This is a genomic window from Sulfitobacter sp. S190 (genome assembly GCF_025141935.1).
Classification (GTDB): Bacteria; Pseudomonadota; Alphaproteobacteria; order Rhodobacterales; family Rhodobacteraceae; genus Sulfitobacter.
In genome coordinates, this window is the sequence record NZ_CP081120.1 from 1,136,020 (window position 1) to 1,151,483 (window position 15,464).

The window sequence follows — 15,464 nt, forward strand, 5'->3', positions numbered from 1 at the left end:
ATGGACCATCCGCGCCTCTTGTGTGTTCTGCTCAACTTCCGGACGCCGCAGATGACCCTGCGGGCCGCCGAGGCTGCCCTGGCCGATTTGCCGGGGCTGGGGGGCGAGCTGGTGATTGTCGACAATGCGTCGGGCGACGACAGCTATGATGTGCTGCGCCGCGAAGTCGCCGGGCGCGGCTGGGCGCAGGACGGGTTGGTGCGGGTGATTGCATCGCCGGTCAACGGGGGCTTTGGCGCGGGCAACAACGTGGGCTTTCGCGCGCGGATGAGCGACGGGGCCAAGCCCGATTTTGTCTATATCCTGAATTCCGATGCCTTTCCTGATCCCGGCGCGATTGCCGCGTTGCGCGATCATCTGGTGGCGCATCCGCAGGCGGGCATCGCGTGCAGCCATGTGCGCGGCGAGGACGGGGTCACGCATACGACCGCGTTCCGGTTTCCGTCGGTCGCGGGGGAATTCGAGGGGGCCGCGCGGCTGGGCGTGTTTTCGCGGCTTCTGGCCGCCGCGCAGGTGCCGATGCCCCAGCCCGCCGCCACGCGGCAGGTCGACTGGAGCGCGGGGGCCAGCATGATGCTGCGCCAGAGTATGCTCGACGAGATCGGATTGTTTGACGAGACGTTCTTTTTGTATTTCGAGGAAACGGACCTGTGCCTGCGGGCGCGCCGCGCCGGTTGGCAGTGCTGGTACGTGACCGAGAGCCGTGTTGTGCATATCGGGTCGGTGTCGACCGGCATGAAGACCAAGCGCCGCATGCCGTCGTACTGGTACGACAGCCGCCGCCATTATTTCATCAAGAACCACGGACGCGTTTACGCGGGTGCGGCCCTTGGCGCGCATGTTCTGGGCGGGCTGCTGCACCGCTTGCGCATGGGGCTGGCCGGACGTCGCCCGCAGGATCCCAACTGGTTCTTGCGTGATTTGCTGGCCCATGCGTTCACCCCTTATCGTTTGTCTTCGGAGGATCCGTCATGACCGCGCCCACACCCACCGCTGCCCTGAGCCTGCTGATTGCGGGCGACCAGTCCCTGACGATTGCCTGTGGCGACATGGTGCTGGCGGCGGGCCACCGGGTGGCGGGTGTCGTCACCACGGATGCGGATGTGGCGGCATGGGCTGCGGGCCACGGTTTGCCGGTCATTGCGCGCATGGGCGATGTGGCGCAGGCCGATTTGCCGCCCGTGGACTGGTTTCTGAGCATAGCCAACCTGCGTATTGTGCCCAAGCCGGTGCTGGAGGTGCCCACGCGCGGCGCGATCAATTTCCACGACGGTCCGCTGCCGCGCTATGCGGGTCTGAACACACCTGCTTGGGCCATCATCAATGGCGAGACCGAGCACGCGGTCAGCTGGCACATGATCGAGGGCGGCGTTGACGAGGGTGATCTGCTGGCGCAGCAGAGCTTTGCCATTGCGCCCGACGAGACCGCGTTCAGCCTCAATTCGAAGTGCTATGCCGCGGGGATGGAGAGTTTCGGACGTGTGCTGGCGCAGCTGGAGGCGGATGCGCCGGAGCGGCAGGCGCAAGACCTGTCGCAGCGTAGCTATTTTGCGCGCGACGACCGGCCGCTGCCGTTGGGCATCATCGATTTTGACCAGCCGGCGGCGCGTGTTTGCGCGGTTCTGCGGGGGATGGATTTCGGGGGGTACTGGAACCCGCTGGGGGTGCCCAAGGTGGTTCTGCCTGCAGGGGTCATGACGGCCAGCGCCGCGCAGCCCGCGCCGGGAAGTGGGCCGGCGGGTACGGTGCTGGCGGTGGAGGATGACCGGATCACCGTGGCCACGGCTGACGGCGCGGTGGTGCTGAGCGGGCTGGGGTCTTTGCCCGACAAACCGCGTGCGGTGCCGCAGGTGGGCGAGGTTGCACGCGCAGCAGGGGCGGACGAGGTACAGATGCAGGCGGCATTGGCCGCAGAGGAGCCGCGGTGGCGGCATGTGCTGGCCGGGATGGTGCCGCTCGAGGTGCCTTTGGCGCAAGACCATGACGCCACGGGGCGGATGACGCAGGCCGTGCCGGTGCCGGATGCGGTGGGGCGCGGCGCGGTGATCGAGGCGATCAGCGCCGTTCTGCTGGCCTCAGCCGGGCAGGCGGAGGGGCACATCGGTCTGGCGCATTCCGGCAGTGATCTGGTGGCCGATTGGCTGCCGCTGAAGCTGGGCCAGGGGATCGAAGCGCGGCTGGCGGAGGGGCAGGCGGCGGCGGGTTTTGCCCGTGATCTGCCACAGCGCGATCCGGCGGTGGAGGCGCCACACCCGGCGGTCATGCTGTGCCCGCAGGGCGCGGTCGACGCGCCGCTGTGCGTGGTACTGGAGGACGACCGGATTGTGCTGGATGCGCAAGCGTCCGTTCTGTCGGCGGGCGCGCTGGAGGTACTGGCGGCACGGTTGGCGCATGCGCTGGCAGGGCGTGGCCCGATACCGCAGGCGGAAATCGACCGGTTGCTGAGTGATTGGAACGCCACCCAGACAGACGTCGACGCGGTGCCGATCCACACGGCCTTCGAGCGGCAGGTGGCGCGGACGCCCGATGCCGATGCGCTGGTGTTCGAGGATCAGACGCTGAGCTATGCGGCGCTGAACCGGGCGGCGAACCGGCTGGCGCATGTGCTGCGCGCGCGCGATGTGCACGCGGGCACGCCGGTGGGACTGGCCGTGCGGCGCGGTGTCGATCTGCTGGTCGGGGCGCTGGGGATATTGAAGGCGGGGGGCGCCTATGTGCCGCTGGACCCGGCCTATCCGGCGGACCGCATTGCGCACTATATCCGCGACAGCGGCGCACCCGTGATCGTGACGCAATCGGCGCTGGCCGACACCTTGCCCAAAGGCGATGCCGCGCTGGTGCTGATCGATGCCGACGCGGCGCTGGCCGCGGCGCCGCAGGACGATCCGGAGGTGGCGCTGGCGCCCGGCGCGCTGGCCTATTTGATTTACACGTCAGGTTCGACCGGAACGCCCAAGGGGGTGATGGTCGATCATGCGAATGTGGCGAATTTCTTTGCCGGCATGGACGCCCGCATCGATCACGCGGCGGGGGATGTCTGGCTGGCGGTCACATCGCTGTCGTTCGATATTTCGGTGCTGGAGCTGTTCTGGACGCTGGCACGGGGGTTCAAGCTGGTGCTGGCGGGGGACGACAGCCGCACGGAGCTGAGCCGCGGGCCCATTGCCGTGAGCGACCGGAAGATCGATTTCAACCTGTTTTACTGGGGCAATGACGATGGTGTCGGCCCCGAAAAATACCGTTTGCTGCTGGACGGGGCGCGGTTTGCCGATGCCCACGGGTTCAACGCGGTCTGGACGCCGGAGCGCCATTTCCATGCCTTTGGCGGGCCCTATCCGAACCCGTCGGTGACCGGTGCGGCGGTGGCGGCGGTCACGTCGCAGCTGTCGGTGCGGGCGGGGTCGTGCGTGGCCCCGTTGCACCATCCCGCGCGGATCGCCGAGGAATGGGCGGTGATCGACAACCTGACCAACGGGCGTGTCGGTCTGGCGATTGCGAGCGGCTGGCAGCCCGATGATTTCGTGTTGCGCCCCGAAAACACGCCCCCGCAGAACAAGCCCGCGATGTACGCCGCGATTGACCAGCTGCGCGCCCTTTGGCGCGGCGATGCCGTGGCCTTTTTGACGCAGGATGGCACGCCCTTCGAGGTGGTCACACAGCCCCGACCCGTGTCGGCGACGCTGCCGATATGGGTGACCACGGCGGGCAATCCGCAGACCTGGAAAGAGGCGGGCGAGATCGGGGCCAATGTGCTGACCCACCTTCTGGGCCAATCGGTTGCCGAGGTGGCCGACAAGATCAAGATCTACCATGCCGCATTGCGCACGGCGGGTCATAACCCCGACGATTTTACCGTGACTGTGATGCTGCATACCTATCTGGCCGAGACCCGCGCACAGGCCGAGGAGGTCGCACGCGGCCCGATGAAGGACTATTTGCGCTCGGCTGCGGGGCTGATCAAACAGTATGCCTGGGCCTTTCCGGCGTTCAAGAAGCCAGAGGGTGCGACAAGCCCGTTCGAGGTTGATCTCGAAGGGCTGGACGCGGACGAGATGGAGGCGATTCTGGAGTTCGCGTTCCAGCGGTATTTTAACGACAGCGGTTTGTTCGGCACGGTGCAGGACGGCATTGCGCGGGCCGAAGAGCTCAAGCGGATCGGGGTGGACGAGATCGCCTGCCTCATCGACTACGGCATCGCGGTGGACACGGTGATGGCGGGGCTAGAGCCTTTGGCGCAGGTGCTGGCGGGGGCCAATGCGGGCAGCCAGCTGGCCGACGACGACCATTCGCTGGCCGCGCAGATGGTGCGTCACAAGGTCAGCCATTTGCAGTGCACGCCGTCGATGGCGCAGATGCTGGTCACGAACGACGAAACCCGGCATGCGCTGTCGCGGCTCAAGGCGCTGATGGTGGGGGGCGAGGCGTTGCCCGGGGCGCTGGCGCAAGCGCTGCTGGACGCGGGGCCGGGCCATGTGCAGAACATGTACGGGCCGACCGAGACGACCATCTGGTCCACGACCCATCCGGTCACCCGCGCCACACGCACCGCGGCCATCGGCACCCCCATCGCCAACACGCAGGTCTATGTGCTCGACGAGGCGCTTGACCCGTGTCCGGTGGGTGTTGCCGGTACATTGTTCATCGGCGGGGACGGCGTGACCCAGGGCTACTGGAACCGCGCGGAAATGACGGCAGAGCGCTTTGTCGACAATCCCTTCGGCGCGGGCCGGATGTACAACACCGGCGATCTGGCCGCATGGCGCGCCGACGGGACGCTGGCGTTCATGGGGCGGGCCGACGATCAGGTCAAGATCCGCGGTCACCGGATCGAGTTGGGCGAGATCGAGAGCGCGCTGGCGGCGCAGGCCGGTATCGCACAGGCGGTGGTGGTCGCGCGCGCCGCGGTGGGGGGTGATCAGCTGGTCGCCTATGTCATCGCCGCGGGCGAGGTATCCGAGGACGCGCTGCGCACCGCGCTGGCGCGGCGGTTGCCCGATATCATGGTGCCCGCACGTATCGTGCAGATCGAGGCGATGCCCCTGACGCCGAACAAGAAAATCGACCGCAAGGCGCTGCCGGAGCCGCCCCGTGCCGGTGCAGACGGTGCAGCGGCTGCGGCCGCGACGCCTCCGGCGAATGAGACGCAGGCGTGTATCGCGCGGGTGTGGACGGCGCTGCTGGGGGTGGCGCAGATACGCCCCGGCGACAATTTCTTTGCACTGGGCGGTCATTCGTTGCTGGCGGTGCAGGCCCACCGTGACATCAAGGCCGCGCTGTCCACGGACCGGTTGTCGATCACCGACATTTTCCGTTTTCCGACGCTTGAAGGGCTGGCCGCCCACCTGGACAGGGACGCGCCCGCGCCGGATGCCGCCACAGCCCCCGAGACGGTCGCGCCCCCGGCGGACCGGTCGGCCACCATGTCCAAACGGCGTGCCATGCGGGCAGGCCGGTCCAAGGCGGGCGCGTGAGGGTCGATCTGGCGCTGGTCACCGCGTTGTGCCAGAGCATTTTCGACCCCGACCTGAGCATTGCCGCGACCGATCCTGCCGCCCCGACGGAGCCGTGGCTGGCGGCCGAGGCCCTGGCGGTGGCCCGTGCCATTCCGGCCCGCAAGGCCGAATTTCAGGCCGGGCGCCGTGCCGCACGCCACGCGATGGCCGCGATGGGCGTGGCGGGCCGCGCCATTCCGATGGCCCCCGACCGCGCCCCCGTCTGGCCCGGAGGGATAACGGGCAGCATTTCGCATACGGATGCCGCGTGTGTCGCCGTGGTGGGCCGCAAGGACGTCTGGGCCAGCATCGGCGTTGATCTGGAAGCCGACAGCGGGCTGGATGCCACGCTCATCGCGCAGGTGTGTACCCCGGCGGAGCGGGCATGGCTCGATACGCAGGCCCCGCGCGACCGCCCCGTGATGGCCAAGCTGATCTTTTCGGCCAAGGAGGCGAGCTACAAGGCGCAGTATCCGTTGGGCGGGGGGCTTTTCGGGTTCGACGCCCTGTCGGTGCGGGTGGACCGCGATGCGACGCGGTTCGTGGCGCAGTTCCAGTCCGATCAGGGCAGCTTTGCCGCCGGAGACACGCTGGAGGGTCAGTTTGCCCATGCGGCGGGTATTCTTGTCACCGGCGTGGCGCTTCGCCACAGTGGTACGGCGCGGGAACGGGAGGAGTGATCCGATGACGTGGGGCAGGCGCAGGGCCGTTTTGACAATGGGCGCGGTGGCCGCGGGGGCGCTGGCGGCGGTTCTGGCGGGCCGCGAGATGCGCGACCGTCGCCGCGATCGCGCGGCGCGTGCCCTTTACGCACAGGCCCGCGTGACGCCCCCCACGGCGCCGATGCGTGTCTATCATCTGGGCCATTCACTGGTGGGGCGCGACATGCCCGCGATGCTCGCACAGCTGGCCGGACAGGGCCATTCCTACGCCAGCCAGCTGGGCTGGGGCACGTCGTTGCGCCAGCATTGGGAGCCGGATGCTCCGATCAACGGTTTCGAGACCGAGAACGCGCATGCGCAGTTCATGCCCGCACGTGCGGCGGTGGGGTCCGGTGCATTCGATGCGGTGATCCTGACCGAGATGGTCGAGCTGCGCGATGCGCTGCGCTATCACGACAGTGCAGCCTATCTGGCGCGCTGGGCCGCGCTGGCCCATGAGGCCCGCCCCGATACGCGGCTTTATCTTTACGAGACATGGCACCGGACGGATGATCCGGACGGATGGCTGGCAAGGATCGACGCCGATCTGGACGCCCTGTGGCTGGGCAAGGTGGCCTATCCTGCCGCCGCGGCCACGGGCCGGCCCATCCATGTCATCCCCGCGGGGCAGGTTCTGGCCGCGATCGCCCGCGCCATCGCCGGGCAGGACGGCATCGGCAATCTGACGACGCGCGATGCGCTGTTTGCGCGGACCGATGACGGCACGCCGGACGCCATTCACCTGAGCGATCTGGGCGCCTATGCGGTGGCGCTGACCCATTATGCGGTGCTGTACCACCGATCCCCCGAGGGGCTGCCGCTGGCGCTGTTGCGGGCCGACGGATCGGCGGCGCAGGCCCCCGACGCGGTGGCGGGCGCGATGATGCAGCGGGTGGTGTGGGACGTGGTGCGCCGCGTGCAGGAAAGCGGGGTAGCGGCATGAGCGATCCGGTATCAACGGCGCTGACGGTTTTGATGGTGGGGCACAGCCTGTTCGGGCAAACCGGGCCGGACATGCTCGACGCGGCGCTGGGCGAGGCGGGGACGGTGCAGGCGCAGATCATCAACGGTGCGCCGCTGCGCTATAACTGGGAAAACGCGGACCGTGCCGAGGGGGTCGATGCGCGCGCGCTGCTGCCCGGCGGGACGGTCACCGATCTGATCCTGACCGAAGCGGTGCCGCTGGCCAACCATCTGCAGTGGAGCGAGACGGAAGTCTATGCCGAGGCCTTCGCCGGTCTGGCACTGGCGTCTCATCCGCAGGCGCGCGTTTTTGTGCAGGAAGGCTGGCACAGTCTGAATTCCGGCACCGGTGTGCAGATCGCGCACGACCCCGGCGCAGACCAGCCATGGCGCGCACGGCTGCAGACCGATCTGGCCGACTGGCAAGGCATTGTCGACCAGTTGCGGGCGGGTCATCCGGCGGCGGCGGAGCAGATCCATCTCATTCCCGCGGGGCAGGCCTTGGCGCGGCTGGACACGGCAATCGCGGCGGGGCAGGTGCCGGGGGTGGGCGCGATTGCGGCGCTGTTTGACGACGATATCCATCTCAACGATCTGGGCCATTATTTCGTGTCGATGGTGCAGGTGGCCAGCCTGCGCGGGGTCAGCCCCGAAGGATTGCCCCATACCGCGCGGGACCGCTATGGTACGCCGTTTGCGGCGCCGGCGCCCGACACGGCCCGCGTGATGCAGGAAATCGCGTGGCAGACCGTATCGGAGTTCAGCCATGCACGGCCCGCAGCGCCACAGGCCAGTGACCAAGCAGACCGCCCCCCCGCGGCCGACAGCCGGATCGCAGCCCCCGTGCCGGTCGTGGTGACACCGGTGGATACGGGCGGGCCAAAGGCGCGTGCCGTAGGGTTGGCGGCGGTCACGGACTGGAGCACGCAGGCCCCGTTCCTTGATCTGATGAAAACCGCCCGTCCGCTGTTTGGCCATCTGCCCGGCCGCTTCGGAGGCATCGCGCATGCGGATCTGGAGGCGGGCGGATATCTGGACGATGACGGCTGGCTGCGCGAGATGCCGCGCGATGTGGCCTCTGTGGGGACGTTGGTGCTGACGGATATGCCGCAAGACGCAGGCGGTCTCGGGGGACGCTACGTGTTGCGGTTCGAGGGCGCGGGTGTGGTCGAGGTGACGGGCCGTGCGCAGGATGTCAGATACGGTGCCAACGAGGTGCGCTTTGGCTATGCGCCGGGGCCGGGCAGCGTGGACATCCGCATCCAGCGCAGCCGCCTGTCCGATCCAGTGCGCAACATCACCGTGGTGCGCGAGGACCGGCTGGCCGCTTTCGATGCGGGCGCGGTGTTCAATCCCGACTGGCTGGCGCTGGTCGGCACGTTCGGCGCGGTGCGCTTCATGGACTGGATGGAGACAAACGGATCGACGCAGGCGCGCTGGGCGGACCGGCCACAGCGGCGCGATGCGACATGGGCCGAAGCGGGCGTGCCTGTGTCGGTGATGATCGATCTGGTCAACACCGCGCAGGTCGACGGATGGTTCAACATGCCCCATCTGGCCGACGACGCCTATGTCACTGCATTTGCCGCGCTGGTGCGCGACACGATGGACCCCGCGCGCACCGCCTATGTCGAATATTCCAACGAGATGTGGAATTTCCAGTTCGCGCAGACCCGCTGGGCCGAGGCGCAGGCCCGCGCGCTGTGGGGCAAGGACGATGTGGGCACGCAGTTCTATGCCCGCCGCGCCGCCGAAGTTGCCCGCATCTGGCGGTCGGTTTTGGGCGAGGGCGCGCGGCTGGTGAACGTGATCTCGACCCAGACCGGATGGCTGGGGCTGGAGGACAATATCCTGACCGCGCCCCTTGTGCAGGCCGAGGGCGCTCCCGCGCCGGTGAGCGCCTTCGACGCCTATGCGGTGACGGGGTATTTTGGCGGGGTGCTGGGGCTGGAGGACCGGCAGGAGATGGTGACGGGGTGGCTGCAGAGCAGTCTGGCACAGGCCACGCAGCGCGCGGATGCCGAGGGTTTGACGGGTGACGCGCGCGCCGCACAGATCGCCGACACGCGCTTTGACCTTGCCGCGGGACTGGCGGGGAAGGAACTGCTCGACGGGTCGGTGAGCGGGAACAGCGCCGATACGGTTGCCGATCTGGTCAGCCGTGTCTGGCCCTATCACGCGCAAGTGGCGCAGACCCACGGATTGGATCTGATCATGTACGAAGGCGGCACCCACGCGGTGGGGTTGGGCGCACAGGTCGACAACGCGCCGCTGACGGCGTTTTTGCAGCATCTCAACTATACCCCGCAGATGGGTGCGCTCTATGCGCGGTTGCTGGCGGGCTGGCAGGCGGTGGGCGGGCGGCTGTTCAACGCCTATTCCGATGTCTATACCCCGACGAAATGGGGCAGCTGGGGTGCGCGGCGGCATCTGGGGGATGACAATCCGCGCTGGCAGGCTCTGGTCGCCCCATGAGCGTGGCGTTGAGCGTCATCATTCCCGCCCACGACGAGGCGGGATACATCGCGGCCTGTCTGGAGGCGCTGCTGGACAGTGCGGACACGGGCGCCGACGTCGAGGTGATCGTGGTGCCCAACGGGTGTCGCGACGATACGGCCGCGCAGGCCGCCGCCTTTGCCGACAGGTTCGAGCGCAAGGGCTGGCCCCTGACGGTGCACGTGTTGGCCGAAGGGGGCAAGATGGGTGCGCTGAATGCGGCCGACGCCGTGGCGCGCCACGCGGGGCGGGTGTATCTGGATGCAGATGTGACGGTGACGCCGCCGCTGTTGGCGCAGCTGGCGCAGGTGTTGGACACAAAGCCGGCCCGCTATGCCAGCGGCACGCCGCAGATCGCGCAGGCCCGCAGTGCGGTGACCCATGCCTATGCGCGGTTCTGGCGCAAACAGCCCTTTGTCACCGACGGGGTGCCGGGCTTCGGGGTGTTTGCCGTCAACGCGGCGGGGCGGGCGCGGTGGGCCCTGTTTCCCGACATCATTTCGGACGATACGTTTGTGCGCCTGAATTTCACGCCGCAGGAGCGCCACAGGGTCGCCGCGCACTACACCTGGCCCATGATTGAGGGGTTCGGCCCTCTGGTGCGGGTCAGGCGCAGGCAGGATGCGGGTGTTCAGGAGATTGCGCAGCGGTTTCCCGAGCTGATGGCGAATGCAGATCCGCACGGGGCGCACCGTGTGCCGCTGTGGCGGCGGGTGGCGCGGGCGCCCTGGGGGTTTGTCGTTTATGCGGCGGTGGCGCTGGCGGTGCGGCTGCCGCACCGCAAACAGGCGCGGTGGGCGCGGGGGCGTTAATCCGCGGCCATCAGCGCGGCGAGCTTGCGCGCCTCCGCATCGGCATCGTGGCGGGCGAGCACCCGTGCGCGGGCGCGCTGCGCCATTTCGGTGCGCCGTGCGGGCGGTGTCGCGGCCATGTCGCATATGGCATCGGCCAGCGCGGCCGCATCGCCCGCGGGCACCAGCCATCCGGTTTTGTCATCTTCGACAAGTTCGGGGATGCCTGCGATCCACGTGGCGATGACCAGCCTGCCCGCCGCCATCGCTTCCATGATGACCATCGGCAGACCCTCGGCAAAGCTGGGCATCAGCAGGGCGTGGGCGGCGTCTAGCTCGGACAGGATGCGGGCCTCGTCCACCCAGCCGGTAAGGGTGATGTTGTCGCCCAGACCGGCCTGCGCGATCCGTGCTTCGAGCGTGGGGCGCAGTTCACCGTCGCCGATCAGCGTCAGATGCGCCTGCGGATGCGTTTGTACGACTTTTTGCAAGGCGTCGATGGCCAGCAATTGACCCTTTTGTTCGACAAAGCGGCCGATCGCCACCAGTCGCGGCGGGCCATCGGGCAGGGCGGGCGGTTCGGGAAAACGCTCCGGATCGACGCCGCAATGCACCACCTTGATGCGGTCCCATGCGGCCGGATCGGTCCAGCGCGACAGCTGGCTGCGCCCGTAGCTGGTGATCGCGACGGCGAATTTGGCGCTGGCGACCTTGGTGCCCAGCGACAGGGCGCGGGGGGCATCGTATTCTTCGGGGCCGTGCACCGTAAAGCTGTAGGCGGGGCCGCCGAGCGCCTGTGCCAGCATGGCGACGGCGGTGGCATTGGTGCCAAAATGCGCGTGGGCATGGGTGACACCGGCGACTGTGCAGAGCTGCGCGGCATAGGCCGCCTCGACCAGATAGATCAGGTGGCGCAGCACGCCCGCCTCGGACCGCCGCCCGCAGCGCAGCGCAAGCCCCAGCGCGCGGGCGAACCGCGCAGGCCCCGACGCGATGGATCGCAGTGTGGCGCGGGCCAGCGCCACGGCACCGGCCTTGAGCACGTATTGGGTTGCGGCGGCTTCCTCGACATCCTGTGCATCGACCAGCGGTGCATCCCCGGGGCGCATGGCAATGCGCGTGACGTGATGGCCCTGCGCCTCGAGCGCGCGGATCTCACGGCGGATAAAGCTGTGCGACGGCTGGGGGTAGCTGTTGAGGATATAGGCAATCTGCAACGGGTGCGCTTTCGTTTGTCTGACATGTTCCTATCCGGCCCCTTGGCACTGGCACAAGGGGGCGGTGCGTCCTAGGGTACGCCCTAGCGGGCAAACCAGAGGATATTGAGGCAAATGGGTGGTCTTTTGCAGCAATTGCGCGGCAACAGATTGATGGCGCGGGTGGTGCGGTCGACCTCGTGGATCGTGCTGGGCTACGGGGCAAGTCAGGGTATCCGGCTGGCGGCGAACCTGATCCTGACGCGGCTGCTGTTTCCCGAAGCCTTCGGGGTGATGGCGCTGATCAGCCTTGTGACTGTCGGGCTGGCGCTGTTTTCGGATGTGGGGATCGCCCCGTCCATCGCCCAAAGCAAACGTGGGGATGATCCCGATTTCCTGAACACCGCGTGGACCATTCAGGTGATCCGCGGCGTGATCCTCTGGGCGGTCGCCACCGCGCTGGCGTCGCCCTTTGCGTGGTTTTACGGCGCGCCGGAGCTGGCGACCTATCTGCCGATTGCGGCGCTGAGCCTGTTGGTGGCGGGGTTCAACCCCACGCGGATCGAGACCGCCCACCGGCATCTCTTGATGGGGCGTCTGACGGCGCTGGATCTGGGCAGTCAGGTCATCGGGATTGCGGCGATGATCGTGCTGGCGCTCTGGTGGCAGTCGGTCGCGGCGCTGGTGGTGGGGGGCGTGATCGGTGCGCTGGCCAAGCTGGCGCTGACGCATTGGGGGTTGCCGGGGGCGGCGAACCGGCTGCGCTGGGAAGGAGCGGCGGTGCGCGAGCTTGTAACCTTTGGCAAGTGGATCTTCCTCAGCACGGTGTTCTGGTTCTTTGCCAGTCAGGGCGACAAGGCGGTGCTGGGCAAGTTCCTGAGCCTCGAGACGCTGGGCATCTACAACATCGGCTATTTCCTTGCGAGCTTTCCGATGCTGCTGGGCCAGAATGTCACCAGCCGCGTGATGATCCCTGTGTACCGCGAGACCGCCGGTCACAGCGCGAAAATCGCCAGAATGCGCTATGCGCTGAGCGGCGGGTTGCTGGCTATGCTGCTGGTGATGGCCTTTGCGGGGCCGTGGTTGGTGGGGCTGCTCTACGATGACAGGTACGCGCAGGCGGGGGGGATCGTGACGCTGCTGGGGGTGGCGCTGATCCCGCAGGTGATCGGCATGACCTATGATCAGGCCGCGCTGGCTGCTGGAGATTCGCGGCGGTTCTTCGTGTTCTCAGCGGTGCGGGCCGTGCTGCAGGTGGGGCTGCTGCTGGCCGGCGCGATGATCGCGGGGCTGGCAGGGGCGCTGGTCGGCATGGCGGTGGCGCTGGGGCTGGCGCATCCGGTGCTGATCTGGCTGGCACGGACCCACGGTGTGTGGGACGCCCGCCATGATGTAATCTGTGCGGGGCTGGCGGGCGGGCTGGGGGCGCTGGCGCTTTGGGTCAACTGGCCGGCGGTGTCGGCACTGGCGGCACTGTAATCAGCTGCCGCCGCGGGCCAGACGCGCCTCGCGCCCCTGCTGGCCCGCCGCGCGTCTGCGGGCGCGGGCCTTGGCCCAGCGGGATTGCGGCATGTTGAGTTCTGGCACGGAGATCACCGGCAATACGCCGGTTTCCCGCTCCATCTGGCGGGCGGACCGGATGACGGGGCGGCGCAGTTCCAGCAGCCACGCCAGCACAAACGCCAACGTCAGCGAGCCCATCGCCCCGATTATGGCCCGCTTCTTGCGGCTCATGGTGACGGGGTAGTCGGGCACGCGGGCCTCTTCGATGGTGGTCAGCCGTTCGCCCTGCGCGTCGTTTTCCAGCGAAAAGCCGACTTCGGCCTCGTTGCGGCGGGTGGCGATGATTTCCATCTGGCCCTGCAACTGGTCCATCCGCCGCTCGAACGCGGCCAGTTCGCGTTGCACTTCGGGCGAGCTCTGGATCGATTGGCGTAATGTCTCGCGCCGCTCGACCAGCAGGGTGCGCTGCTGGGTGAGGGTGTCAAGCTGGGCATCGATTTCCTGCTCGGCGCGGGCCACGGTCGAGGGGCGCGCGTCGCGGTCGATCTGGGTGCGGGCCAGTTGTGCGGCGATGATGGCGCGGTCGATGTCGATGAGCGATTCGTTCAGCTGGCTGATTTCGTTAAGGCGGAATTCGACGCCCCCCTCCAGCGTCAGATCATTCTCGCTGCGGAAGGTTTCGAGCTCGCGTTCCAGTGCGACGATTTCGGTCATGACGTTTTCTTCCTGCTTGCGGAAGAAGGCCAGCGTTTCGGCCGTCTGCTCAAGCCGTCGCGCGGCCGAAAGCGCCCGTGTGCGGTTGGCAAATTCGCGCGCCACTTCGGCGGCGAGCGGTGCGGTATCCATGTTGGCGGTGATCGTCAGAACCGAAATCGTGCCGTCGTCGGTGAACCCCTCGCGGGCGGCGGCCACGCCGGTGATGCTGACCGACTGGCGCAGCAGATTGACCTTTTCGCCCAGTGTGATGGCGGGCAGGTGGTCGTAGATGCCGTATTGGGCGATGATTTCTTCCAGCGTGCCACGGGCCATCAATTGCTGTTCGATCAGCTGCAGCCGCCGCGCCGACGACCCGTCGACGACCGAGCGGGCCAGTTCGTCGTTCACCTTGGGCTGTTCGATCTGGATCACCTCGGACGCCTGATAGATATGCGGATAGCTGAGCGCCCAGAAGATCGACGCAAAGCATCCCGCGATCACCACAAAGGAGATCACGCCCAGGCGCCGCCGGGTCATGTCGAGGAAGTCGTGCCAGGTGTAGATGGGGCCCATCGGGTTGCCTCTTGTTCATCGCGGGGGGATGCGGCCTGTGCTGGCCGCCTGTGCCCCGGTGCGGTGTTAACCTAGAATTTCGGCAAATATATGTCCGTCGCCGCCCCTGTGGAAGGGTCAGAACCGTTCGATGCTGGAGCGGCGGGCGCGGTTGAGGATCACGCCCAGCAGCGGGACGTGGCCGTCGAGCATACGTTCGCAGCGGGCCAGATGGCGGGCCATCGTGCGGGTGCCGTCGGAGACCAGCAGAATGCCGTCAAGTTCCGGCAGGAAACCCGATGCATCATCGAACGACAGCAGCGGTGGCAGATCGTAGAGCACCAGATCGGGTGTGAGGGCCGCGTGCATGTCCGCCAGTGTGCGGGCGGCGGCGGGGTCTTGCAGGATTTCGGCGGCATTGGGATGGGCCCGATCGCTGAGCCCAAGGGCAAGCGTGTCATTGACCCGCACGATGTGATCGCTGAGCGCGACGTCGCCGGACAGGAAATCGGCCATCGAGGTCCTGCCCGCGGTCTGGGTCATGTCAAAGGCCCGCGCCACACCGGGGGCGCGCAGGTTCATGTCCATCAGCACGGTGCGCGATGAAGGCACCCGCGACAGGCTCGCCGCGAGATGGGCGGCGGTGAAGGTGGCGCCGCAACCGGCGGTCGGGGCCGAAACGCCAATGCGCGCGGTGCCGTGTTGCTGCGCGGTCTGGCGCAGTTTGGTGCGCAACAGATCAAAGGCGCGGGCGACTTCGGTGTTGCGGAAATTGATCGCGTCTTCGCCGTTGCCGATCAGATACTGGCGGTCGCCGGGTGTTTCGACGTGCAGCAGCGGCCACAGATCGCGGGTCGCCGGCACGCCGGGTGCTTCGGTCGCGTCATCTGTGGGCAGGTCGGGGAGCGGGGCAGGATCGTAATCGACCCCGCGCAGAGCGGTGCCAAAGCGGCGCGGGCGCGTAAAGCGCGTCTGACGCACCACGTCGGGCACCATCAGTTCCTGCCCGGGGGCAAGCGCGTCTTCGGCCTGCGTTGTGTGCAGGTCTTTCATCGCATCTGACTTTCGCAATTC

General features: G+C 67.7%; 10 protein-coding genes. 7 read left to right on the forward strand and 3 right to left on the reverse strand.

The window, feature by feature from the left end; translation table 11 throughout:
- The 6 genes from K3756_RS05920 to K3756_RS05945 are packed head-to-tail and all read left to right on the forward strand — an operon-like array spanning position 1 to position 10,464.
- On the forward strand, positions 1–975 hold the full coding sequence (locus K3756_RS05920; protein ID WP_259991855.1) for a glycosyltransferase family 2 protein: 975 nt from the start codon (positions 1–3) through the stop codon (positions 973–975).
- Entirely contained in the window at positions 972–5,471 is a 4,500-nt protein-coding gene (locus K3756_RS05925; protein WP_259991856.1) for a MupA/Atu3671 family FMN-dependent luciferase-like monooxygenase, read from the forward strand. The genes K3756_RS05920 and K3756_RS05925 overlap by 4 nt, the downstream gene beginning before the upstream one ends.
- The gene (locus tag K3756_RS05930) at positions 5,468–6,172 is read left to right on the forward strand and encodes a 4'-phosphopantetheinyl transferase (RefSeq protein ID WP_259991857.1); all 705 of its coding nucleotides are present in this window, start codon (positions 5,468–5,470) and stop codon (positions 6,170–6,172) included. Before K3756_RS05925 ends, K3756_RS05930 begins: the two co-directional genes overlap by 4 nt.
- A 4-nt stretch (positions 6,173–6,176) precedes the next feature.
- The gene (locus tag K3756_RS05935) at positions 6,177–7,136 is read left to right on the forward strand and encodes a hypothetical protein (protein ID WP_259991858.1); all 960 of its coding nucleotides are present in this window, start codon (positions 6,177–6,179) and stop codon (positions 7,134–7,136) included.
- Positions 7,133–9,631, forward strand: a complete 2,499-nt coding sequence (locus K3756_RS05940) for a hypothetical protein (RefSeq protein ID WP_259991859.1) — start codon at positions 7,133–7,135, stop codon at positions 9,629–9,631. Before K3756_RS05935 ends, K3756_RS05940 begins: the two co-directional genes overlap by 4 nt.
- A complete protein-coding gene (locus tag K3756_RS05945; RefSeq protein WP_259991861.1) occupies positions 9,628–10,464 on the forward strand; it encodes a glycosyltransferase in 837 nt (278 codons plus the stop codon). The genes K3756_RS05940 and K3756_RS05945 overlap by 4 nt, the downstream gene beginning before the upstream one ends.
- Here the strand turns inward: K3756_RS05945 and K3756_RS05950 are convergent.
- Entirely contained in the window at positions 10,461–11,660 is a 1,200-nt protein-coding gene (locus K3756_RS05950) for a glycosyltransferase (protein ID WP_259991863.1), read from the reverse strand. The two genes, K3756_RS05945 and K3756_RS05950, sit on opposite strands and share 4 nt — an antisense overlap.
- A 114-nt stretch (positions 11,661–11,774) precedes the next feature.
- On the opposite strand from K3756_RS05950, the gene K3756_RS05955 reads away from it, so the two are divergent.
- Positions 11,775–13,118 (forward strand): oligosaccharide flippase family protein, encoded by a 1,344-nt coding sequence (locus tag K3756_RS05955; protein ID WP_259991865.1) that lies wholly within the window; start codon positions 11,775–11,777, stop codon positions 13,116–13,118.
- On the opposite strand, the gene K3756_RS05960 is transcribed toward K3756_RS05955, so the two are convergent.
- Both K3756_RS05960 and K3756_RS05965 read right to left on the reverse strand, forming a co-directional pair.
- On the reverse strand, positions 13,119–14,411 hold the full coding sequence (locus K3756_RS05960) for a DUF874 domain-containing protein (RefSeq protein ID WP_259991867.1): 1,293 nt from the start codon (positions 14,409–14,411) through the stop codon (positions 13,119–13,121).
- Positions 14,412–14,528: 117 nt separating this feature from the next.
- Positions 14,529–15,443 (reverse strand): CpsD/CapB family tyrosine-protein kinase, encoded by a 915-nt coding sequence (locus tag K3756_RS05965; RefSeq protein ID WP_259991869.1) that lies wholly within the window; start codon positions 15,441–15,443, stop codon positions 14,529–14,531.
- Between the last annotated feature and the right edge of the window lie 21 nt (positions 15,444–15,464).